Origin of the sequence: Bradyrhizobium zhanjiangense (genome assembly GCF_004114935.1) — a bacterium.
Classification (GTDB): domain Bacteria; phylum Pseudomonadota; class Alphaproteobacteria; order Rhizobiales; family Xanthobacteraceae; genus Bradyrhizobium; species Bradyrhizobium zhanjiangense.
On record NZ_CP022221.1, the window covers coordinates 6,474,249 to 6,497,881 of the forward strand.

Here is a 23,633-nt window from a genome sequence, read left to right on the forward strand (position 1 = left end):
AGGCTCGGCAACGAGCTTGTGCCCTTTACCCGCCCTTTGCTATCGTCTGAAGCGACACTGCGAATGTCCAGAACGACTGCGCCGAGCAGCTGCAGCGTCTTGGCGTTGGCCCCGGGGAATGTTCGACCAGCCGACGTTGAATTAACATTGGTCTGGAGGAACCGATACGATGACCCACGGTTATTCTCCTGACCGGTGCGCTCTCGGAAGTGCGGGCGCGCCTCCTTCCGGCGAGTGACTGAGCGCCTCGCAAGAGATCTGTCCAACGCTGAAGACTTGGCCGCCGTCTCGCCCGGAGGGTATCAATCCCGTCAGCGTAGGCGCCGGAGGCAATTGCATTCGGCAGTCGTCCGGACCACGCTCGTTGATCAAATCGAGGTCGAAATGTTGAGAGATCAATCGTCTGATCGCGCCAGGCGCGAAGCCAACAAGGCGTTCAAGCCCGTCAAAACCCAAAAACCGATGAGTGACTATGCGAAGGACCAGCAATCCTTCCACGAGAATCGCGAACGACTGAAAGCGGAGCGATTAGCCCGCGAGGCCAAGCTCAAGAGCCACTCCAAATAGCAGCGTTGTGGACCAGCTCTCCACTGGGCGAGTTGCATCGAAACGGCAGCCCCTCCGCGACGCGCGACGTGCCAGAACCGTCCCCGACAGCCGTAGGGCTATCGCATATGCATTTCGCGGGGACCACCCGCGAGTTTGCTCCGCCTCTCCCGCTTGCGGGAGAGGCCGACGCGTCCGGGCGATGCGAAGCATCGTCCCGAGCGCGGCGGGTGAGGGCTCTCACCGCACCGGCATCGCCTCCGCAATTCTCGACAATCCCGACGCGGAGGCACCCCCATCCCAGCCCTCCCCCGCAAGCGGGAGAGGGAGCCCACTGCCGATGCCGAAGCATTATTCACGCCATATGCGATAGCCCTACCGACAGCCGGGAGGCGCCGAACTGCGATCGCCAGAACTGGAAAGGCGCCTTGACGACGGCGAGGTGTTCCCGTCAGGACGGCCTGCCGCAGAAGCAGGCCGCGGAGTAGGCGGTTCACATCGATCAAGGGCCGCCGTTTCGGCGGCACTTTCTTTTTGAATGCTAACCGGGCGCCAGCGTCTGTCCGACCGCATAGAGCGAGCATTCTTTCCATGCGGCCACGCATTGGCGCATCGCCTCGGTCTTCGCATCGTCGACCGTTCGCTGGGTGGAGGTAATTGACGAACAATGACCTTCCCGATTCCAGGCATATGCCTTGATGTCGGTCCACGCCTTCACATAAGCATCGAAATACATCGTGCACGCAGCGTTGAGGGGCGTCGGCGCCGGAATCGCGGCGGGTGGAGGCAATTCGACAACCAGCGAGGTCGGCAGCCGCAACCGGGTCAGGAAGTTCTCCACCGCAGGCCACCAGATGTCGGCGGGACCCATCGGCAGCATGGCATGTCCGTCGACACCGAAGGGCGGAAGAACCTGCAACTGAGCTGACGCGCCGGAGGCCACGTAGGCAGCGAACATGCGACGAGCCAGAGCTGGTGGAGCGCTCTGATCATTTTCCGAATAAATCCACAACGCCGGAATTCGCGCAGTGCGGCCAAAGATGCCGGCGTCCGCCACGAGATGATCCGGGCTGCAAGCGCGACCCGGGACCGAGCTGTGAGCACCCTCGAAATTGAGGACGCCGATGACGCCGGCAGGATTGCTTGCCGCCGCGGCCGTCACCGCAAAGCCCCCCGTCGAATGTCCCATTAGCAGGACCCGATCGGGCTCGACCCAGGGCTCACCACGAAGCGTGGCAACAGCGCCGGTAACGTCTTCAGCCGCGATCCGCCCAACGGCTAGATAGTCCCGATCATCGCATGGTCCGGAAAGTGCCTCGGCAAACGGTCCCTCTGAACGACCGAAACCCCGACGCATGATCGATGCGACGACATAACCATGCTGTGCAAACGCGACGGCAGGATTGAGAAGATCGACTGGCGATTGTCGCGCTGCGGCCGCGCGAAACGCTTGCCCGGTGGCAGGATTTGTACCGTGAATCAGCAGAACCAGCGGAAAGCGCCCGGGCCGGTCCGGGCGAACGATCATGGTCTCCAGCTTGACCTCGCTGCCATCGGAGCGCGTGACCGAGATCAGCCGATCTTCGCGAACGAGGCCCGGCAGCGCGGGATCGGCCGCAGCCGGAGACAGCAGAAGCCCAAGCACGCCCATCACACAGCCAAGTCGTCTCACCCTCGCCTCCCCGAACTCAATGCTCAGTGACCTCCGCCAGCGAGCTGCTCACGGAAGAACTTCACTACAGCCGCGTCGAACTCGCGGTGAAAGGCCGCCCGATCAAAGCCTTCAGGATCCGAGCACACCTGCGGCCTCAATGCTGCGAGCTCCGTCGTGCAGGGTGGCAGAAATGCGTAGTGACCGGCCCCAGCCACGTGAATATCAGGCTTGCCTGGCAGACTACGGGTTACGTATGCGACGCCGGTCGCATTGACGCCTCCTCCCCCCAGTTCGGATCGCCAGACCTGCAGCGGGATTCCGATGCCCGCCAGATTTTCGGGTGTGAATGAAAAACTCACAGCAGGATCGACGATCACTGCGGCCTTGATCCGGGCATCGTGTGGCGGGTCGGGAGGAATCTCGCCAGCGCGCAGTTGCTCGCAGACCGTCGATTTGTTCTCTTGCTTACAATTGGGGGTAAACCTGCGAAAATCGGGCTGACCGCCGACCAGAACCAGTCCGGTAAAGCCGCCCAGAGAGAAGCCGAACAAGCCAACCTTGACGGGATCGATAGCGGCCCTGTCCTTCCATTCGTGCAGCATGAAATCCAGCAGGCGGACCATATGTGCTGGACGCGATGCCCAGACCGACATCCCGCGCTCCGACATGTCGTTGGTGTTGTTGCCTGGATGGTTGATCGCCGCGACGACAAAGCCGGCGTTTGCCAGCGCTTCTATGATGTCGAGGTGAAGGGCGAAGTAGCCGCTATTTCCATGGGAGACGATAACCAGTGGCAGTTTGGTCCCCGTGACGGGACAGTCCTTCGCTCCCTCCAGCCAATCGACCGTGGGCACTGAAAGCCTGCCAAGCGCCACATGCGTCGGCTCTGCCGCGCACGGATACCAGATCGCGCCCGACAGCGCCGGATCGGTCTCGAGGAGCTGAATGCCTGCGGCCTGTGCGGGCGAGCCAAGACAACAGAGCGTGACGACGAAAGCCCAAAGCGTGCTGCGCAACGGAAGCCCCGTGATTTCGCGCAGGAGTTGAACGAGGAACGATAGCGGAATTGTGGCTCAGCTTGTCACGCGGGCACACCTTCGCCGCTATTGGCGTTGAGGCAAACTGTCCGCAAAAAGGGAGGGCTATCGCATATGGTGCGAATGATGCTTCGGCGTCGGGACTCGGCTCCCTCTCCCGCTTGCGGGGGACGGCTGGGTGGGGATATCTCCGCAGCGGGATTGTCGAGAAATGCGGAGGCTGTCCCTGGGTGGCAAGAGCCCTCACCCGCCGCGCTCTGCGAGCGCGTCGGCCTCTCCCGCAAGCGGGAGAGGCGAAGCACCTCCGTCGCGGCGGCGATCAAGCCTCATCCCATCATGCTTAGCAATCCGGCCGAACAAGACTCGACCAAAAAAAATCCGAGTTCCCCTGTCGGATCGGCAGCTTCCCCGTCGTCCTCGTGACATGAATGGGCCATAGACGCCAAACTCGGGCCCATCAATTACTGAGGATAACAACCATGCCCAGCACGATCCGCCTGCACCGCGTCCTGGCCACCAGCCCGGAGAAAGTCTATCGCGCCTTCCTGGAGGCCGATGCAATGGCGAAATGGCTTCCGCCGAACGGCTTCACCTGCACCGTGCATCATTTCGAGCCCAAGGTCGGGGGCACGTTCAAGATGTCGTTCCGGAATTTCACCACAGGCAACGGCCATTCGTTCGGCGGTGAATATGTCGAGCTCGTGCCCGGCCAACGCATCCGCTACACCGACAAGTTCGACGATCCCAACTTGCCGGGCCTGATCGAGGTGACCGTGACGCTGAAGAAGGTCTCGGTCGGCACCGAACTCGACATCACGCAGGCCGGCATCCCCGACGTCATCCCGCCGGAGGCCTGTTATCTCGGCTGGCAGGAATCGCTACGCAACCTGGCCCGGCTCGTCGAGCCGGAGATCAATCAATAGCGACGACATGAGTATTGTAGGGTGGGCAAAGCGCAGCGTGCCCACCAATGCTCTCTCAACCCGGAAAAATGGTGGGCACGGCGCTCCGCGCCTTTGCGCACCCTACGGCACTGTTCGACCAAATGCGCAGAATTCCCCGCATCGTCATTGCGAGCGCAGCGAAGCAATCCAGAGTCCCTCCGCAGAACGATTCTGGATTGCTTCGCTGCGCTCGCAATGACGGAGAATGGGGAACTCTCCGAGAGAACAACCCACATCGAGTCTGCAGATATCTACACAGCCCCATTGAACTGCGGCTGCCAGCGAAGCAGATTCGACCATTGCGAACGATCGTTAGGCGCCCTCCTTCGCGAGCCCGCCGCCTGCCGTCCATCGGTCCGGGTCAGGACTATGTCCGATCAGCGCGAGCCCGTACGCGATCGACTCGAACTGGTCGCCCGACATCAGCCGTTCGTTGCCGAACCGCTCGGCGAACAGCTTTCGGACGGCGGGCACGAAGGACGTGCCGCCGGTCAAGAACACCTTCTCCACCTCGCGCGCGGTGATGCGGGCCTCGCCCAGCACCTTGTCGACGGTGGCTCCCAACCGGGCGATGTCGTCGGCGATCCAGGATTCGAAATTCTTCCGTGTGATGGTCGCGCCGATGTCGACGCCGCCGCCTTTGAAGCGGAAGTCCACCTGGTCCTGCGCCGACAGCGCGACCTTGGCGTCGGACACCGCGCGGTAGAGCGCAAAGCCGAGGTCGAGATCGACGATGGTGATGAAATCCTCGAGTAGTTCCGGCTTCAGCGCGGTGCGCGCAAGCTCGCGGAGCTCGCGCAAATCGCCGTTGCTCTTCATCATTGCGAGTTGATGCCAGCGCGCGAGGTTGGTGTAGTGACCGCTGGGGACCGGCAGCACCTTATCGAACGAGCGGAAGCTGGAGCCCTTGCCGAGGCGCGGCGAGACGACATGGTCGACGATACGGTAATCGAACGTGTCGCCGGCGATGCCGATGCCGGCGTGTCCCAGCGGCTCGGCGCGAAGGCTGCCGCCCGCGCGCGAGAAACGCATCACGGAGAAATCGCTGGTGCCGCCGCCGAAATCGGCGACCAGCACGGTGGCATCGCGCTCCAGCCGGCGGGCGAAGGAGAACGCCGCGCCCACGGGCTCGTAGACATAGCGGGCGTGGCCGGCGCCGAGGCGCTCGAACGCGGCCCGATAGCGCTGCATTGCCAGCGCCTCGTCGGGATTGCCGCCAGCAAAGCGCACCGGGCGGCCGACCGTGATGTTTGCGGCCTCGAAGCCGAACCGGTCCCCACCACGGCGCGCCAGCGTCCGCAGGAACGCCGCCAAGATATCCTCGAACTTGTAGCGCTGCCGGAACACCTGGGTGGTGTTGAAGCTGCTGCTCGCCGCAAACGTCTTGAACGACTGGAGGAAGCGGTAGACGTGGCGTCCTTCGAGAAATTGCTCGATCGCCCACGGCCCTCCCTCGGCCTGAGCGCCGGCTCCCGGGCGGTCCTCCCAGAAGCACAGCGCCGACACGAAGACGCTGTGGCGCTGACCGCCGTGATCGAAGCGGATGGCCTCGACCCGGCGGTCGTCCGCCGCGAGCGCGACGACCGTATTGCTGGTCCCAAAATCGATGCCGATCGAGACGGCGGGCGAGGCGCTCGACATGAACCACTCTGACAGTTGATTGGGATAAGGGGGCGGACCACTAGCCGCTTTGCATGGCCGTGCCAAGGGCTTGCCTGTTGCAGTGCGGCCGGAACCCGGCGTCGATTGTTTGCGAGATTTCCGCTTCCAGCCGGAGTTTCAGCCCGCTTTTCTCACGTTTCAGCGATGAAACGACCCAACTTCCCGCCGCGCCGGCAACTTTATGTCCGAAATGCCCCCGTTAACCCGGCATTATGCTGCAATGCGAGAGGTTGCGTGCTGCTATGCAAACAAGAGCATGGACACTGGCATCTGGTATACATAGATTGCCCCTCGAAATGAGACAGCAAGATTGACTGTTCTCAAGAAAGGGATTTCCGATGTCCAAGACCGCTTCCGTTGCTCTCGCCCCCTCCTCCTCGCTGTTCGCCCGCCTGATGGCCGCGATCGACAGCCTCCTGATGGCGAGCGCCGAGATTTCGAATCACAACGGCGACCTGCCGCGTTTCGGCCTGTAAACAAGGCCTTGCCCGCCCCGCCGAACGGCGGGCTGGCAAACCCGCAAAAGCTGCGTTTGATCAAATGGCCCCGCATGTCGGGGCCATTTTCTTTTGCGGCCTCGCCCCCGCTCGCGACCGCATCTGCGACGATTGGTCCGCCGACGTGACCCGCCCATCCAATTGTTTGCCCGCTGGCATCTCGCATACCATTCGGGAACCAAGAACGGTTTCACAATCAAAGGTGTAAGACGGGGAAACATAACGCGGAACGGGAACGGCCGAGGGGAGACGCGTGCCGCGAACTTGGCGGAGCCTTAGCCGAAAGGAGCGGATGCCGCGCGTTGTCCCTGCTCATAGAGTTTCTATCGGGACTGCCATGGGAGATCGACCGCAAGGGTGACCCCAGGGCATGTGAATCAAGATGGGCTGACGCAAGCCGACAAAGAGCGGCTGCGTTCGAGGTTCGACAGGGAGAGAAACATGAAGCCATTCGTTCTGAATGTCGCTTTGGCGGCAATCGCGATGTCGTGCGCCAACAGCACCACAAGCCGTGCTGCCTGGGAGCCGGTCCGTCCGGTCGAGTTCATCGTGCCCGCGGGCACCGGCGGCGGCGCCGATCAGATGGCGCGCACCATCCAGGGCATCGTCACCAAGCACAATCTGATGAAGCAGCCGCTGGTCGTCATCAACAAGGCCGGCGGCGCAGGGGGCGAAGGCTTCCTGGATGTGAAGACGTCGTCGGGCAATCCTCACAAGATCATCATCACGCTGTCGAACCTGTTTACGACACCGCTGGCAACGGGGATTCCGTTCAACTGGAAGGATTTGAGCCCGGTGGCGATGCTGGCGCTCGATGAATTCGTGCTCTGGGTGAATGCAGAGAAGCCGTACAACACCGTCAAGGACTACGTCGACGCCGTGAAGAAAGCGCCGCCCGGCTCATTCAAGATGGGCGGCACCGGCTCCAAGCAGGAAGACCAGATCATCACGGTCGGCATCGAGAAGGCGATCGACTCGAAGTTCACCTACATTCCGTACAAGGGCGGTGGCGAAGTTGCCGTTCAGCTCGTCGGCAATCACGTCGATTCGACCGTCAACAATCCGATCGAAGCGGTCGCGCAATGGCGCGGCGGCAAGCTCCGTCCGCTCTGCGTCTTCGACGCCCAGCCGATGGCCTATGACGAGCCGATCGCCGAGGGCAAGGCCTGGAAGGATATTCCGACCTGCAAGTCGCAGGGCCTGGCGATGGAATATCTGATGTTGCGCGGCATCTTCATGTCGCCCAAGGCCACGAAGGATCAGATCGAATACTACGTCGAGCTGTTCAAGAAGGTCCGCGCCACGCCGGAATGGCAGGATTTCATGAAGAACGGCGCCTTCAACACGACATTCCTGACCGGAGCCGAATACGCGAAGTGGGTCGAGGCCGAGGAGAAGCGCCACCAAGGCTTGATGAAGGAAGCCGGCTTCCTCGCATCGGGAAACTGACCCGCGACATCGACGACGGCTAGGACGCTGGTCGTCCTCCCGTCTGCCGCGACCGCGAAAGACTGCGTCCGCCTGGAGGTCACATGACTGAACAATCCGGATCCGAATCCGGCCCCGCACACAAGACGCTGGAAATCGGCATGGCGCTATTGATCGGCGCCTTCGGCCTGGTCGTGATCTTCGGCAGCCTGAAGGCCGGCATCAACTGGGGCGCGGAAGGCCCGCGTGCCGGCTTCTTCCCCTTCTATGTCGGCGCCATCATCGTCGGCGCAAGCGTCATCAACCTCTGGAGCGCGCGACGCGACGGCGACGGCCGGCTGTTCGCAACATGGGGACAGCTTCGCCAGGTCATGAGCGTCGTCGTGCCCACCGCGATCTATGTCGGCTCGATGCCGTTCATCGGCCTCTACGTCGCCTCGATGGTCTTCATTGGCTGGTTCATGCGCTGGCTCGGCGGCTATCGCTGGCTGACGACCATCGCAGTGGCGATCGGCATGCCGGTTCTGACCTATCTTGTTTTCGAGCGCTGGTTCCTGGTCCCGCTGCCCAAGGGTCCATTCGAGGAATGGCTCGGCCTGTAAGAGCCGCGCCGCCATCCGTTATTGCTGCAGGACATACCGATATGGAAGAGTTGGCCAATTTGTTTCACGGCTTCGCGGTCGCCCTGCAGCCCTACAACATCATGCTGATGATCATCGGCATCACGCTCGGTGTCATCATCGGCGTGCTTCCGGGACTCGGCGGCGCCAACGGCGTGGCGATCCTCCTTCCCCTGACCTTCAGCATGCCGCCGACATCGGCGATCATCATGTTGTCCTGCATCTATTGGGGCGCATTGTTCGGCGGCGCCATCACCTCGATCCTGTTCAACATACCCGGCGAGCCCTGGTCCGTGGCGACCACGTTCGACGGCTATCCGATGGCGCAACAGGGCAAACCCGGCGAAGCCCTGACCGCCGCCTTCACCTCCTCCTTCGTGGGCGCATTGTTTGCCGTCATCATGATCACGCTCGTCGCGCCCCTCGTCGCGGGCTTTGCGCTGCGATTTGGTCCGGCGGAGAAGTTCGCGGTGTACTTCCTCGCCTTCTGCAGCTTCGTCGGCCTCAGCAAGGAGCCGCCGTTCAAGACCATCGCGGCGATGATGATGGGCTTTGCGCTCGCGGCGGTCGGCCTCGACTCGATCACGGGACAGTTGCGGCTGACCTTCGGCGTCACCGAGTTGCTCAACGGATTCGACTTCCTGATCGCCGTGATCGGCCTGTTCGGCATCGGCGAGATCCTGCTGACCATGGAGGAAGGGCTGGCTTTCCGCGGCGGCAACGCCACCATCAACCTTCGGGTCGTGCTTCAGACCTGGCGAGAATTACCCTCCTACTGGATGACCTCGCTGCGCTCCTGCCTGATCGGGTGCTGGATGGGCGTCACGCCCGCTGGCGCTACGCCCGCATCCTTCATGAGCTACGGCATCGCCAAGCGCCTGGCGCGACGCGGCAACAATTTCGGCAGGGGCGAGATCGAAGGCGTGATCGCGCCGGAGACGGCCGCACATGCCGCCGGCACCTCGGCGCTGCTGCCGATGCTGTCGCTCGGAGTGCCGGGCTCCCCGACTGCCGCCGTCCTGCTTGGCGGCTTGTTGATCTGGGGCCTGCAGCCCGGCCCCATGCTGTTCGTCGAGCAGAAGGAGTTCGTCTGGGGCCTGATCGCGTCGATGTATCTCGGCAATCTCGCCGGCCTCGTCGTCGTGCTCACCTGCGTGCCGATCTTCGCCGCGATCCTCCGCGTGCCCTTCGGCATCATCGCGCCGCTCATCCTGGTGCTCTGTGCGATCGGCGCCTATTCGGTGCACAACAGCACCTTCGACGTGATGCTGATGTTGGTGTTCGGCGTGCTCGGCTATCTCCTGAAGAAGTGCAACTACCCGCTCGCGCCGCTGGTGCTCGCCATCGTGCTCGGCGACAAGGCGGAGGAAGCCTTCCGCCAGTCGCTGCTGGGATCGCAGGGCTCGCTCGGCGTGTTCTTCTCCAACGGCCTCGTCAGCACCATCATGGCGCTCGGTCTGGTCGCCCTGTTCTGGTCCGCGATCCAGCAAGGCTACAGCCGCCTGCGCACGTCGATGGCGCGAGGCGCGCCGCCGGCGCAATCCGCGCCAAAAAGCGAAGGCCGAATCTCTCCGCACTAGGCTTCTGGAATAAAGAATTCCAGGAAATAGGCGGTCCCCGAACGCCCGTGCCTCGGGCCGTGCGGGCAGCGCACGCCCCCATAGGCAGCCTAAAAGCCCGAGCGGAGCGGGTTTGCGGGCAGTTCTTTGCGGCTTTGCGCAAATACGAAAATCTCTCACGGAATCAATCTGTTGAATTGACCCGGTCGCCGCCGTCGCGGTTACGCCGCAGCGTTTTGGGCTTTACAATTCCTCCGCCATCGCGCATGTGAACGACTCCCGCGATATTTCGCCGCACCTCCAGTCCTTCGCTTGAATCTTGGCATAATGAATACCAGGATGCGGGCAGCGCATGCATAAAAATGATTGGCGCGTTCGGGAGGGTTTTTATGACGGACATGGTGCAGTCAACAGCGGCCCCAAGTGCCGCGCGCGTCAGCGATGCTTATCGCTGGGCGCAATTGGCCATCGGCGTAGGCGCGATGGTGATGATTGCCAACTATCAATACGGCTGGACGTTCTTCGTCCCCGACATCCAGAAGAAGTTCGGCTGGGATCGCGCCTCGATTCAATGGGCCTTCACCCTGTTCGTTTTGTTCGAGACCTGGCTCGTGCCGGTCGAAGGTTGGTTCGTCGACAAATACGGCCCGCGTATCGTGGTGCTGGTCGGCGGCGTGCTCTGTGCCATCGGCTGGGCGATCAACGCGCAGGCGACAACGCTCAACGGCTACTATCTCGGCATGATCATCGCGGGCATCGGCGCCGGCGGCGTCTACGGCACCTGCGTCGGCAACGCGCTGAAGTGGTTTCCGGACAAGCGCGGTCTTGCCGCGGGCATCACGGCCGCAGGCTTCGGTGCAGGCTCTGCGCTGACCGTCGCGCCGATCCAGGCCATGATCAAGGACAGTGGCTTCCAGACCACCTTCCTCTATTTCGGCCTCGGGCAAGGCATCATCATCTGCCTGCTCGCCTTCTTCCTGCTGGCGCCGAAATCGGGCCAGGTGCCGAACGTAGTGGTCAATGCCGCGCTGCTCCAGTCCCGGCGCAACTACCAGCCGACCGAGGTGCTGCGTCAGCCGATCTTCTGGCTGATGTACTTCATGTTCGTGATCGTCGGCGCCGGCGGCCTCATGGTGACGGCAAACCTGAAGCCGATCGCGGCCGACTGGAAGGTCGACAACGTGCCGGTCACGCTGATGGCGGTGACGATGACGGCGGTGACCTTCGCGGCGACGATCGACCGCGTGCTCAACGGCCTGACGCGTCCGTTCTTCGGCTGGATCTCCGACATGATCGGCCGCGAGAACACGATGTTCATCGCCTTCGGCATGGAAGGGATCGGCATCTGGTTTCTTTACCTCTGGGGCCACGATCCGATCTGGTTCGTGCTGCTCTCGGGCTTCGTGTTCTTCGCCTGGGGTGAGATCTACTCGCTGTTCCCCTCGACCTGCACCGACACGTTCGGCGCCAAGTTCGCGACCACCAATGCCGGCCTGCTCTACACCGCGAAGGGCACCGCCGCGCTGCTGGTGCCGATCGCCAATTACATGCAGCAGTCGTCGGGCACCTGGGACAGCGTGTTCATCATCGCGGCAGGCGCCAACATCCTGGCCTCGCTGCTGGCGATCGTGCTGCTCAAGCCCTGGCGCAAGGTCGTGGTCGCAAAATCGACCGTCTGACCCGCTCCACCACAGTTCGCTGAGCATGACGCCCGGCCTCACGGCCGGGCGTTTTCGTTTGATGCGAAGACACTGTGGATCCCTGGAGAGCGGCTGGAACCCGCGCATTTTGTTGAACGGGGAGCCAAGATAAGGCTTGCAATCTGGAATATGGTATACCAAGCTCCGCGCCGCGCTTGCGACGATAAGCCACAACATTTGCGACACTGGGTCATCTTGCAATCCCACGTCGCGGTCAATCAGCGCGTTGGGAGGTTCTTGATGATTTCCAGCTTGGACGGCGCCGTCACGGCCGCGCCTCTTCGCACCGGTTTCCGCTGGCTCCAGCTCGTGATGGGCATCGTCTGCATGGCGATGATCGCCAATCTACAATACGGCTGGACGCTCTTCGTCGATCCGATCGATGCGGCCCATCATTGGGGGCGCGCCGCGATCCAGCTCGCTTTCACCATCTTCGTGGTCACCGAGACCTGGCTGGTGCCGGTCGAAGCCTGGTTCGTCGACAAATACGGCCCACGCATCGTGGTCATGTTCGGCGGCGCGATGATCGCGCTCTCGTGGATTCTCAACTCCTACGCCGATAGCCTCACCCTGCTCTACGCCGCCGCGATCATTGGCGGCATGGGCGCGGGCGCGGTGTACGGCACCTGCGTCGGCAACGCGCTGAAATGGTTTCCCGATCGCCGCGGCCTCGCAGCGGGTGCGACCGCCGCCGGCTTCGGCGCCGGCGCCGCGCTCACCATCGTGCCGATCGCGAGCATGATCGTTTCGAGCGGCTATCAGCACGCGTTCCTCACCTTCGGCATCGGCCAGGGCCTGATCGTGTTCGTGCTCGCCTTCTTCATCCAGCCGCCGCGGATCTCGATCCCGCCGAAGAAGAAGCAGCTCAATTTGCCGCAGACCAAGATCGACTTCACCCCGCCGCAGGTGCTGCGGACCCCTATTTTCTGGGTGATGTATCTCGTTTTCGTCATGGTCGCTTCCGGCGGCCTGATGACCGCGGCGCAGATCGCCCCGATCGCGCACGACTTCAAGATCGCCGACACGCCGGTCACCCTCGCCGGCTTCCAGATGGCGGCACTGACCTTCGCGATCTCGCTCGACCGCATCTTCGACGGGTTCGGACGTCCGTTCTTCGGCTGGGTCTCCGACACGATCGGCCGCGAGCCCACCATGTTCATCGCCTTCGGCACGGCGGCGGTGATGCTGCTGGCGCTGTCGGCCTATGGTCACGTACCCGTCGTCTTCGTGCTCGCCACCGCGATCTATTTCGGCGTGTTCGGCGAGATCTACTCGCTATTCCCCGCGACCTGCGGCGACACCTTCGGCTCGAAGTTCGCGACCACCAACAACGGCATGCTCTACACCGCCAAGGGTACGGCATCCCTGCTGGTCCCGCTCGCGAGCGTGATCTCGACTGCTTATGGCTGGAAGGCCGTGTTCGTGGTCGCAGTGGCGCTGAACGCGACGGCGGCGCTGATGGCGCTGTTCGTGATCAAGCCGCTGCGCCGCTCCTTCATCCTCGGCAAGGAAGCCGAGAGCGCTGACACCGCACCCGGCAATGCCAAGACCGAGACGGCGTAAAGCCACCAACACGTTTTGCAGGGCTTGAGAAGGGGCGCAGCGGTGCGCCCCTTTCTTTTTGGCCCGCGGCAAACGTCAGCATTACTGCCGCAAGATTTTTCGGATCAGACAAATCCAGCGCTTGACGGTTGGCATTATGTATACCACACTTCTCCTGTCATTCACCGAGGGAGGTTGCAATGCTGGTCGGAGACATTCTGCGCAAGAAGACGCCGCGCGTTGTCACGGTTCGAATGAACGAAACGGTGGGTATCGCCGCCAAGCTGATGCGCGCCAACAACATCAGCGCGCTGGTGGTGAAGGACGTGGTCCGCTCGGAAGGCAACACCGCGGTCGGCATGTTCACCGAGCGTGACGTGGTGCGCGCCATCGCCGAGCACGGTGCGGCTGCCGTCAACGTCAAGGTCTCGCAGCTGGTCTCGGTACAGCAGCTCGTCTCCTGCACCTCGAGCGATACGATCGAGCACGTTCGTCATCTGATGAACCGTCATCACATCCGCCATTTGCCCGTGATCGACGATTACAGCCTCGTCTCGGTCATCAGCATGCGCGACATCGCCGCTGCCGTTGACGAGGCCACCAACTCGACGCCGCAAGCCGCCTAAAGCGGCAAGCCTTCCCCTGCGACTACCGGCCCCGGCTCGGATGCTTCCGAGCCGGACCGGATCTTTCGTCCCAAATTCCGGCTTCTGCTCCTTCGCGAGGACTTCATGAAGATCTGCATCTACGGCGCCGGCGCGATCGGCGGTTATCTCGGGGTTCAGCTCGCGCGCGCGGGCGCCGATATCAGCCTGGTGGCACGCGGCGCGCACCTTGCCGCGATGCGCGAGCGCGGCCTCACGCTGCTCGCGGGCGAGGAGAAGCACACCGTACATCCGCGCTGCACCGACGATCCCGCCGAGCTCGGCGTGCAGGATTACATCATCATCACGCTGAAGGCGCATTCGATCACCGGCGTGATCGAGAAGATGCAGCCGCTCTTGGGACCGCACACCCGCATCGTCACCGCGGTCAACGGCATCCCCTATTGGTACTTCTACAAGCATGGCGGCCAATACGAGAATTCGACGCTGGAGAGCATCGATCCCGGCGGCCGGCAGTGGCGCGAAATCGGCGCCGAGCGCGCCATCGGCTGCATCGTCTATCCCGCCACCGAGATCGAGGCGCCCGGCGTGATCCGCCACGTCTACGGCAACAATTTCCCGCTCGGCGAGCCCTCGGGCGAGATCACGCCGGACGTGCAGCGCCTCGCCGATCTCTTCGTCGCAGCCGGGCTGAAAGCCCCGGTGCTCGACCGCATCCGTGACGAGATTTGGCTGAAGCTGTGGGGCAATGTCTGCTTCAATCCGATCAGCGCGCTGACCCATGCAACGCTCGACGTGATCTGCACCGATCCGGCCACGCGCGCGCTGTCGCGCGCGATCATGGTGGAGACGCAGGCCATCGCCGAGACCTTCGGGGTCAAATTCCGCGTCGATGTCGAGCGCCGCATCGAGGGCGCCCGCAAGGTCGGCGCGCACAAGACCTCGATGCTGCAGGATCTCGAGCGCGGCCGCCCGATGGAGATCGACCCGCTCGTCACCGTGGTGCAGGAGATGGGCCGCCTCACCGGCATCGCCACGCCCGCGCTCGACTCGGTGCTCGCGATGGTGACCCAGCGCGCTCGCATCGCCGGCCTCTATGACGGCGTCTCGACACCATCAGATCCTCGCGCACTGGCGGTGGCGTGATGGCGGGCGAGATGAAACAGTGGCTGCGCTTCCGCCACGCCGGTGCGACCGGCTTCGGCACGCTGACGTCGTCAGGCATCAGCGTGCACGAGGGCGAGATGTTCGGCCGCAGTGCTGCCACCGGCCAGAGGCTGGCGCTGTCCGAGGTCGAGCTGCTCGCGCCCTGCGTGCCCAGCAAGATCGTCGCGCTCTGGAATAATTTCCACGCGCTCGCGGCCAAGCTGAACCAGCCCGAGCCGCCGGAGCCGCTCTATCTGCTGAAAGCCACCACCAGCATCACGACGCCCGGTGCCGTGATCCGCCGTCCCTCTTATTACGACGGCAAGACCACCTATGAGGGCGAGCTCGGCATCGTCATCGGCAGGACCTGCGCCCGCGTCTCCCCTGGCGAAGCGGACAGCTTCATCTTCGGCTACACCTGCGTCAACGACATCACCGCCAACGACATCCTGACCAGCGACCCCACCTTCCCGCAATGGGCCCGCGCCAAGGGCATCGACGATTACGGCCCGTTCGGCCCCGTTATCGCCACCGGCCTCGATCCGGCCAAGCTCGTGGTCCGCACCATCCTCAATGGCGCGGAGCGGCAGAACTATCCGATCTCGGACATGATCTTCAGCGCGCAGGAGCTGGTCAGCAAGATCTCGCATGACATGACCCTGCTCCCCGGCGACCTCATCGCCGTCGGCACCTCGGTCGGCGTCGGCGTGATGAAAGAGCCGGTGAACACCGTGACCGTTGCGATCGACGGCATCGGCGAGCTGACCAACGAGTTTCGGCTGTAGCGGCAGGCACCGTCCCGTAGCCCGGATGAGCGACGCGACATCCGGGATCACGCTCTCCCCTCGCTTCGCTCTACCCATCCTTACGGGCTACGGACAGCCGTCACGCAGCTCCGAAACATCCATACACATCACATCTCCGCGCGCCCGACATATGCCGCCAACATGTCCCGCGCTTGCCGCAACTTGGACGCATTCGGCCGCCCTTCTGTGAGGCGTGTCTGGGGGCACGGCATCGCCGTGTTTGGACCAAACCTGCTAGGGGTATAACTGTGAAGAAGATTGTAATTGCTCTGGGTGCAACGCTTGCTCTGGTGACGGCTGCGAACGCTGCGGATCTGCCGCGCCGCCAGCCCGTGCCGGTCTATCCGGCTGAGCAGGCTCCGATCGGCAAGATGCCGATCGGCAAGAGCCCGGTTGGAAAGGCCCCGATCGGCAAGGCGCCCGGCCCGGTCGCAGCGCGTTACTGACGCGCAATACGATACGCATCTCGCGTAGAGCGGCTGAGAGTCGAGGGGCAACAGCGTGACGTACAAACCTGATCGATCCGGATCCTGCATCCTCGCGGGCTTCGCGCTCGCGGCCATGATCGCATGCACGATGCCCTCGGCCTCGGCCCATGAAGCGAACAAGCGCGTTGCCGATGCGAACGCGCTTGCTACGACCGACACCGCATCACGACCGGCGCCGCAAGCAACGCGGCGTCCCGTCGCACGTGCGGAGAAAGGTCCGTACTACGTCGATTTCCGGGCGCGAACCGCCGCGAGCTGGGGCCACGCCTTCGTCTGGTACGGCAAGACCAGCGAGCGTGCGGTCGAGGTGGCGGGCCTCACGCCCGCCGGCGACACGCTTGCTTACGTGCTCGGCCACCTCACCTTTGTGCCCTCCGAGACCGGCGCGAGCTACGGCGATCTCGATCCGGAATATCTGACCGCGAGCTATCGCGTGTACCTCAACGAGGCCGACGCCAAGCGCGTATTCGCGTATATCAAGAAATTGCAGGCGAACTCGCCGGTGTGGAACGCCGAGACCACCAACTGCACCGGCTTCATCGGCGACATCGCCGAATTCATGGGACTGCAGGTCCCCAACCGCTGGCAGCGCCCGGAAAACTTCGTCAACCGCCTCAAGGAAATGAACGGCGGCCGCCTGATGGTGCGGCTGTCGGCGGAGTAGCTCTCCAGTCTCGTAGCACTGTCATTGCGAGCGCAGCGAAGCAATCCAGAATCCCTCCGCAAAGGCGGCCTGGATTGCTTCGCTGCGCTCGCAATGACGATGTTGAAGCAGCGAGCACTCATCTATTGACCGTCACCCTGAGGTGCGCGCTCTGCGGCGCATCGCGGCGCTGAGCAAGCCTCGAAGGGCGACAGCCCGGCTCTCGCAGCGTGGCCGCTCATCCTTCGAGGCTCCCCATGGGACGCGTTGCATCCCATGCCTCGCACCTCAGGACGACGGATCTAAAACCCCAATTATCCGCCCGGCGGAATCCCCTCACCTGTCGCATGATCGCCCCGCCTGCACCGCACGGCGCGACAATAGACATTTCCCGGCCCGGGCGGCATCCTGACGCCAACACGCGATAACGGAGCGCCACACCGGCGGGGGAAACAGATCATGTTGCAGACACGGTTCACCAAACTCGTCGGCGTCGAGCATCCGATCGTCCAGGGCGGCATGCAATGGGTCGGGCGGGCCGAGCTGGTCGCCGCGGTCGCGAACGCAGGGGCGCTCGGCTTCATCACCGCGCTGACCCAGCCGACGCCGGAAGACCTGACCAAGGAGATCGCGCGCTGCCGCGACCTCACCGACAAGCCGTTCGGCGTCAATCTCACCATCCTGCCGGCGATCAAGCCGCCGCCTTATGCCGAATACCGCGCCGCCATCATTGAGAGCGGGATCAAGGTGGTCGAGACCGCCGGCAACAAGCCGCAGGAGCATGTCGACGAGTTCAAAAGGCACGGCGTCAAGGTCGTGCACAAATGCACCAGCGTCCGCCACGCGCTCTCGGCCGAACGCATGGGCGTCGACGCCATCTCGATCGACGGCTTCGAATGCGCCGGCCACCCCGGTGAGGACGACACGCCCGGCCTGATCCTGATCCCGGCCGCCGCCAACAAGGTCAAGATCCCGATGATCGCCTCCGGCGGCTTTGCCGATGCCCGCGGCCTCGTCGCCGCGCTGGCGCTCGGTGCCGACGGCATCAACATGGGCACGCGCTTCATGGCCACCAAGGAAAGCCCGATCCACCAGCTCATCAAGGAGAAGATCGTCGCCAATGACGAGCGCGAGACCCAGCTGATCTTCCGCACCATGCGCAACACCTCGCGCGTCGCGAAAAACGAGATCTCGACCAAGGTCGTCGCGATGGAGAAGGAAGGCGCCAAGTTCGAGGACATCCGCGAGCTCGTTGCCGGTGCCCGCGGCAAGATGGTCTACGCGACGGGGAATTCGGACGAAGGGATCTGGTCGGCCGGCCAGGTGCAGGGCCTGATCCAGGACATCCCGAGCTGCGCCGAGCTGGTCTCCCGCATCGTTCGCGAGGCAGAGGCGATCATCCGCGGCCGGCTGGAGGGAATGATTGCAGGCGCAGCGGCGCAGGCTGCGGAGTGATCGCCGATGTGATTTGAACACGGCGCCCGCCACCGCGAAGGTATGCTCCCCTCGCGCCGCAAGCGGGGAGAGGCGAAGAGCACCGCCTCCGGTTAAACCAGTTCGTCAAATGCCAGAAAGCAACTTATGAAGGCTTACGTCTACGGCCCTGATGGCGCTACGATTTCCGACGTCGTTCAACCAAAACCTAAAGGCACGCAGGTGCTGGTCCGCGTCCGCGCCTGCGCCCTTAACCGCGCCGACACCGGCATGCGCAAGGGTCACGCCCACGGCGCGGCCGGCGGCGTCGGCACTGTGCTCGGCATGGAATGGGCCGGCGAAGTCGCCGAGCTCGGGCCGGATGCGAAGGGCGTGAAGGTCGGTGACCGCATCATGGGATCGGGCGGCGCCGCGTTTGCCGAATATACGCTGGCCGATCACGGCCGCCTGTTCCACGCGCCCTCGAACATGAATTTCGAGGAGGCGGCCACCCTGCCCGTCGCGCTCGCGACCATGCACAACGCCATCGTCACCGTCGGCGGCGTGCAGGCGGGCCAGACCGTGCTGATCCAGGGCGCGAGCTCCGGCGTCGGCTTGATGGCGATGCAGATCGCCAGGCTCAAGGGCGCAAAGCTCGTGATCGGCTCGTCGACCGACGCCACCCGCCGCGGCCGGCTGAAGGAGTACGGCGCCGATCTCGCCGTCGATAGCTCCGATCCGAAATGGGTCGACGACGTCCTGAAGGCAACGAACGGCGAAGGCGTCGATCTCATCATCGACCAGGTCTCGGGCAAGGTCGCCAACCAGAACCTCGCTGCAGCGAAGGTCAAGGGCCGCATCGTCAATGTCGGCCGGCTCGGCGGCACCCATGCCGACTTCAATTTCGACCTGCACGCCGCCCGCCGCATCGACTATGTCGGCGTCACCTTCCGCACCCGCACCATCGAGGAGGTCCGCGAGATTTTTGAGGAGGTTCGGAAGGATATCTGGAGTGCGGTGGAAGCGCGAAAACTGCAACTGCCGATCGACAAGGTGTTCGCGTTCGACGACATCGACAAGGCCTTCGAGCACATGGAGGCGAACAAGCATTTGGGGAAGATCGTCGTGACAGTGTGAGGCATCGGCGGTCTCGTAGGGTGGCAAAGCGAAGCGTGCCCACCACAAGCGTTTGATTAGGAGACACTTGTCGGTGGGCACGGCGCTTTGCGCCTTTGCCCACCCTACGAGACTGAGCTTGTGGCATGAGCGAGCATTCAATTCGGAAGCATTCGCAACGACTTCGCTCCTGCAAGTCACTTGCGACTACAGCTGTGGATCGTGGCTTGATGTTCACCCGCGGACTGCTAAATCCCCGCCATGACCTCCCAGCCCAACAAGACCACGGTCGCCGCGATCTCGATCTTCGCCAGCGGCGGCATGGCGGCGGCCAAGTTCGTGGTCGGGATCGCGATCGGCTCGCTGGCGCTAATCTCCGAAGCCCTGCATTCCTCGATCGACCTGGTCGCGACCATCATCACCTGGGCGGTGGTGCGGGTGTCCGACAAGCCGGCGGACGAGGAGCACCATTATGGCCATGGCAAGCTGGAGAGCATCTCGGCGCTCGGCGTTACCGCCCTGCTCTACGTGCTCGCCGGCGGCATCCTGGTCGAGGCCTATAGCCGGCTGCGTGAGGGAACCCCGCCGCCGACCATTTCGGCCGTGCCCTTCGTCGTGCTGGTGATCGACATCGCCGTCAATCTCTGGCGCGCCCGCGCGCTGCACCGCGCTGCGCAGGAGACCAGGAGCCAGGCGCTGGCCGCTGACGCGCTGCATTTCGCCTCCGACGTCATGGGCTCGTCCGCCGTGATCGTGGGGCTGGTTCTCGCCGGGCTCGGCTTCTGGTGGGGCGACGCGGCCGCCGCCGCCGCCGTCGCCGTGCTGATCGCGGCTCTCGGCCTGCGCATGGCGGGCTCGACCGTGCAGACGCTGGTCGACCGCGCGCCCGAGGGCGCCCAGGAGAAGGCCACGGCCGCGATCCGCAGCGTGCCCGGCGTGATCGATGTCGAGCGGCTGCGCCTGCGCATGGTCGGGGCGACCATGTTCATCGACACCATCGCAAAGGTGCCGCGGACCTATCCGATCGACCGCGTCGAGGACATCAAGCACAACGCGCAGGCCGCCGTCACAAGAGCGTTCGGCGACGCCGACCTCACCTTCACCGCCGTCCCCGTCGCACGCAACAACGAGACCGTGCGCGACCGTATCATGGTGATCGCGCGCAATTCCGGCCTCGCCGTCCACCACGTCACGGTGCACGACCTCGGCACCAAGCTGATCGTCGGCATCGACCTCGAGGTCGACGGCGAGATGCAGCTCGAGGCCGCCCATGAGGTCGCCAACACGCTGGAACGCAACATCCAGGAAGAATTCGGCGAGGACGTCGAGGTCGACGTCCATATCGAGCCGCTGGAACCGGAGTTGCCGTTCGGCGTCGACGCCCCGCCGGAACGGGTGCAGACAATTGCCGCCGCGCTGGCCGAGTTTGCCGGCGAGGGCGAGATCCACGACATCCACAATGTGCGCGTCCGCAACACCGACGCCGGCGAGATCGTCAACTTCCACTGCCGCGCCGCGCCATCGATGAGCGTGATCAGGGTGCACGAGCATGTCGACGCGATCGAGCGCGCATTGCGGCGCGCGTTCCCGAGCGTGAAGCGCGTCATCAGCCACGCCGAGCCGCCGCGTGCGTGACTTAGTGCGCGAGGAGTCACACGTTCTCGTTTCGGACTCGTTGCGCACGTCCATTTACGGACACGCAGTGTGCAAACTGCGCGTTGGATAAGAATAATTTCGCGTTAACGATTCGTTGACTCTCGACAGCCCGCGAAAACTGGATTCAAATCGGTGTGATTCGAAAGCGACGTGGGGCTGCTTTCGAGCCTAGTTGCAAGCAGGTTTTCAGGGGGCCGAAGGCATGTCGCGTGCAGACGCCGCGAACGCGTGCGTCCAATCCGATTCGATCAAGGGATTGGCGCAATCGATCGCGAAACCTGCCTATCACCGGCTACTAATCGCGGAGCCAGCGCTGCGCCGCGCCGTGCCGACGCTCATCATCGCCTTCCTGATCACGATCTGCCTCGGCGCGTTCGTGCAGGTCGTCGACCAGACGCGCCAGAAGCGACTGGTGATCCGTCACGACATCTCGGCGCTCGCCGATTTGCTGGCCGAACGCATCGACCGCCTCACCTCCGTGCGGCAGGAGCGGCTCAAGAACATCGAGAGCCTGCCGACGCTGCTGCCTGACCTCATTCCATCCTGGGGCACGGCCTCGGGCCGCCACGTCATCGTCACCTCGGCCGGCATCGACCGCCGTATCCTCGCCCGCATCCCGGTCGAGAGCGATCCCTCCGGCAACGACCGCCTGCTCGATGCGATCACGACGGCGCAACTTATCGCGGCGGCGCCGCGCGACGGCAACATCGCCGACATGACGCTGCCGAACGGCAACGCCGCGATGGCGACCTCGCGGCAGATCAAGTCGCTGCCCGGCTTCGTCACCGTGATCCAGGAACGCAACGAGCCGATCTGGGGCTCGGACGCCGCGCTCTCGGTGACGCTGTCGGCGACCACCGGCTTCGTCGTCCTGATCCTCGGCTTTGCCTTCCACTGGCAGTCGACCCGCGCCCGCGAAGGCGACCTCATCAACGACGCCGTGCGCGGCCGCATTGACACCGCGCTCAACCGCGGCCGCTGCGGCCTGTGGGACTGGGATCTGTCGCGCGGCCGGATCTTCTGGTCGCAGTCGATGTTCTCGATGCTCGGCCTCGACGGCCGCAACGAGCTACTCACATTCGGCGAGGTCAACGCGCTGGTGAAGTCCGACGACATCGATCTGTTCGAGATCGCCGATCGGCTCATCTCCGAGAAGATCGACCACATCGACCAGACCTTCCGCATGCAGCATGTCGACGGCCACTGGATCTGGCTCCGCGTCCGCTGCGAGAAGACGCGCGGGGCGACCGATTCCAGCGTCCACCTGATCGGGATCGCCGTCGACATCACCGAGCAGAAGAGCCTCGCCGAGAAGACGGTGGAAGCCGACCTTCGCCTGCGCGACGCGATCGAGACCATTCCGGAAGCCTTCGTGCTGTGGGACGCGAGCGACCGCCTGGTGCTCTGCAATTCGCACTTCCAGCGCTTGCACAAGCTGCCCGACACCGCCGTGATCCCCGGCACCTCCTACGAGACCGTGCTCGAGGTCGGTCGCATGCCGGAGGTGCGCACCCGCCACAACGAGACCGCTGCCCAAGGCCCTGGCGCGCGTACCTTCGAGGCGCAACTCGACGACGGCAGCTGGCTGCACATCAGCGAGCGCCGCACCAAGGACGGCGGCTATGTCTCGGTCGGCACCGACATTACCCGCATCAAGGAGCACGAGCAGAAGCTGGTCGACAACGATTTGCGCCTGCGCGCCACCGTCATCGACCTCAAGCGCTCGCAGGCCGCGCTCGAACGCCAGGCGGTCGAGCTCGCCGATCTCGCCGAAAAGTACCAGCGCGAGAAGACCCGCGCCGAGGAAGCCAACCAAACCAAGTCGAAATTCCTCGCCAATATGAGCCACGAGCTGCGCACGCCGCTCAACGCCATCATCGGCTTCTCCGAGATCATGGGCTCCGGCATGTTCGGTGAGCTCGGCTCGGAGAAGTACCAGGAATACTGCGAGGACATCCTGACCAGCGGCCATTATCTGCTCGAGGTCATCAACGACATTCTCGACATGTCCAAGATCGAGGCCGGCCGCATGAAGCTAGACATGGAAGAGCTGGACCTGTCGCGGACGCTGGCGGAATCCCTGCGGGTCGTCACCGGCCGAGCGCAGGACAAGCACCTGACGCTCGACGCCGACATCGCCAAATCCATCTCCGTCGTCGCCGATCGCCGCGCCACCAAGCAGATCATCGTCAACCTGCTGTCCAACGCGGTGAAGTTCACGCCCGACGGCGGACGCGTCGTGGTGCGCAGCCGGCAGCTCGACGACCGGATCGTGCTGATGATCGCCGACACCGGCATCGGGATCGCGCCGCATTCGCTGGCGCGGCTCGGCCGCCCGTTCGAGCAGGTCGAGAGCCAGCTCACCAAGACCTATCACGGCTCGGGACTGGGCCTCGCCATCGCCCGCTCGCTGGCGCAGCTCCACGGCGGCTCGATGCGGCTGCGCTCCAAGATCGATGTCGGCACGGTGGTGCGCGTGACGCTGCCGCGCGACGCGATCAAGGCCTCCGGGATATCGGCCGCGGCTTAGAGCTTCATGTAGATCCGGCTGGCTTTAGGTTGAATCGATTG

21 protein-coding genes are annotated in these 23,633 nt (G+C 63.8%); 17 read left to right on the forward strand and 4 right to left on the reverse strand.

Going from position 1 to position 23,633, the window contains the following annotated elements; genetic code table 11:
* The first annotated feature begins 384 nt into the window (after positions 1–384).
* Positions 385–567: a hypothetical protein gene (locus XH85_RS31140; protein WP_128937490.1), complete on the forward strand. Its 183-nt coding sequence runs from the start codon at positions 385–387 to the stop codon at positions 565–567.
* Positions 568–1,087: 520 nt separating this feature from the next.
* On the opposite strand, the gene XH85_RS31145 is transcribed toward XH85_RS31140, so the two are convergent.
* Both XH85_RS31145 and XH85_RS31150 read right to left on the reverse strand, forming a co-directional pair.
* A complete protein-coding gene (locus XH85_RS31145) occupies positions 1,088–2,149 on the reverse strand; it encodes an alpha/beta hydrolase family protein (protein WP_420837919.1) in 1,062 nt (353 codons plus the stop codon).
* A gap of 92 nt (positions 2,150–2,241) precedes the next feature.
* A complete protein-coding gene (locus XH85_RS31150; RefSeq protein ID WP_128934901.1) occupies positions 2,242–3,216 on the reverse strand; it encodes an alpha/beta hydrolase family protein in 975 nt (324 codons plus the stop codon).
* A gap of 500 nt (positions 3,217–3,716) precedes the next feature.
* Here XH85_RS31150 and XH85_RS31155 point away from each other — a divergent pair, with 500 nt between their 5' ends.
* Positions 3,717–4,160 carry an SRPBCC family protein gene (locus tag XH85_RS31155; protein ID WP_128934902.1) on the forward strand — a complete coding sequence of 148 codons (444 nt, stop codon included), beginning with the start codon at positions 3,717–3,719 and terminating at the stop codon, positions 4,158–4,160.
* A gap of 333 nt (positions 4,161–4,493) precedes the next feature.
* Here the strand turns inward: XH85_RS31155 and XH85_RS31160 are convergent, their stop codons facing one another.
* The gene (locus tag XH85_RS31160) at positions 4,494–5,822 is read right to left on the reverse strand and encodes an Hsp70 family protein (protein ID WP_128934903.1); all 1,329 of its coding nucleotides are present in this window, start codon (positions 5,820–5,822) and stop codon (positions 4,494–4,496) included.
* 359 nt (positions 5,823–6,181) lie between these two features.
* On the opposite strand from XH85_RS31160, the gene XH85_RS45455 reads away from it, so the two are divergent.
* From XH85_RS45455 to XH85_RS31180, 4 genes are all read left to right on the forward strand, one after another.
* A complete protein-coding gene (locus tag XH85_RS45455; RefSeq protein WP_164934547.1) occupies positions 6,182–6,319 on the forward strand; it encodes a hypothetical protein in 138 nt (45 codons plus the stop codon).
* 462 nt (positions 6,320–6,781) lie between these two features.
* Positions 6,782–7,789, forward strand: a complete 1,008-nt coding sequence (locus tag XH85_RS31170; RefSeq protein ID WP_128934904.1) for a Bug family tripartite tricarboxylate transporter substrate binding protein — start codon at positions 6,782–6,784, stop codon at positions 7,787–7,789.
* An 83-nt stretch (positions 7,790–7,872) separates the two neighbouring features.
* Positions 7,873–8,370: a tripartite tricarboxylate transporter TctB family protein gene (locus XH85_RS31175; protein WP_128934905.1), complete on the forward strand. Its 498-nt coding sequence runs from the start codon at positions 7,873–7,875 to the stop codon at positions 8,368–8,370.
* A gap of 41 nt (positions 8,371–8,411) precedes the next feature.
* Positions 8,412–9,968 carry a tripartite tricarboxylate transporter permease gene (locus tag XH85_RS31180; RefSeq protein ID WP_128934906.1) on the forward strand — a complete coding sequence of 519 codons (1,557 nt, stop codon included), beginning with the start codon at positions 8,412–8,414 and terminating at the stop codon, positions 9,966–9,968.
* 163 nt (positions 9,969–10,131) lie between these two features.
* On the opposite strand, the gene XH85_RS31185 is transcribed toward XH85_RS31180, so the two are convergent.
* Positions 10,132–10,347, reverse strand: a complete 216-nt coding sequence (locus XH85_RS31185; RefSeq protein WP_128934907.1) for a hypothetical protein — start codon at positions 10,345–10,347, stop codon at positions 10,132–10,134.
* Between XH85_RS31185 and oxlT (XH85_RS31190) the strand changes: the two genes are divergently transcribed.
* From oxlT (XH85_RS31190) to XH85_RS31240, 11 genes are all read left to right on the forward strand, one after another.
* A complete protein-coding gene (oxlT, locus tag XH85_RS31190; RefSeq protein ID WP_128934908.1) occupies positions 10,337–11,626 on the forward strand; it encodes an oxalate/formate MFS antiporter in 1,290 nt (429 codons plus the stop codon). The genes XH85_RS31185 and oxlT (XH85_RS31190) overlap by 11 nt on opposite strands.
* A 261-nt stretch (positions 11,627–11,887) precedes the next feature.
* Complete coding sequence (gene oxlT, locus XH85_RS31195) at positions 11,888–13,210, forward strand: oxalate/formate MFS antiporter (protein WP_128934909.1); 1,323 nt, start codon at positions 11,888–11,890, stop codon at positions 13,208–13,210.
* A gap of 179 nt (positions 13,211–13,389) precedes the next feature.
* Positions 13,390–13,815 carry a CBS domain-containing protein gene (locus tag XH85_RS31200; protein ID WP_128934910.1) on the forward strand — a complete coding sequence of 142 codons (426 nt, stop codon included), beginning with the start codon at positions 13,390–13,392 and terminating at the stop codon, positions 13,813–13,815.
* 105 nt (positions 13,816–13,920) lie between these two features.
* On the forward strand, positions 13,921–14,940 hold the full coding sequence (locus XH85_RS31205; protein WP_091892230.1) for a 2-dehydropantoate 2-reductase: 1,020 nt from the start codon (positions 13,921–13,923) through the stop codon (positions 14,938–14,940).
* Between the two features lie 11 nt (positions 14,941–14,951).
* A complete protein-coding gene (locus XH85_RS31210; RefSeq protein ID WP_164939987.1) occupies positions 14,952–15,725 on the forward strand; it encodes a fumarylacetoacetate hydrolase family protein in 774 nt (257 codons plus the stop codon).
* A gap of 269 nt (positions 15,726–15,994) precedes the next feature.
* A complete protein-coding gene (locus XH85_RS31215; RefSeq protein ID WP_018315845.1) occupies positions 15,995–16,192 on the forward strand; it encodes a hypothetical protein in 198 nt (65 codons plus the stop codon).
* A gap of 55 nt (positions 16,193–16,247) precedes the next feature.
* Positions 16,248–16,898, forward strand: a complete 651-nt coding sequence (locus XH85_RS31220; protein ID WP_128934912.1) for a hypothetical protein — start codon at positions 16,248–16,250, stop codon at positions 16,896–16,898.
* A 438-nt stretch (positions 16,899–17,336) separates the two neighbouring features.
* Positions 17,337–18,332 (forward strand): NAD(P)H-dependent flavin oxidoreductase, encoded by a 996-nt coding sequence (locus XH85_RS31225; protein ID WP_128934913.1) that lies wholly within the window; start codon positions 17,337–17,339, stop codon positions 18,330–18,332.
* Between the two features lie 126 nt (positions 18,333–18,458).
* The gene (locus XH85_RS31230) at positions 18,459–19,427 is read left to right on the forward strand and encodes a zinc-binding dehydrogenase (RefSeq protein ID WP_128934914.1); all 969 of its coding nucleotides are present in this window, start codon (positions 18,459–18,461) and stop codon (positions 19,425–19,427) included.
* A 240-nt stretch (positions 19,428–19,667) separates the two neighbouring features.
* Positions 19,668–21,041 carry a cation-efflux pump gene (locus tag XH85_RS31235; protein WP_128934915.1) on the forward strand — a complete coding sequence of 458 codons (1,374 nt, stop codon included), beginning with the start codon at positions 19,668–19,670 and terminating at the stop codon, positions 21,039–21,041.
* A gap of 223 nt (positions 21,042–21,264) precedes the next feature.
* Entirely contained in the window at positions 21,265–23,592 is a 2,328-nt protein-coding gene (locus XH85_RS31240; protein WP_128934916.1) for a PAS domain-containing sensor histidine kinase, read from the forward strand.
* The last annotated feature ends 41 nt before the right edge of the window (positions 23,593–23,633 follow it).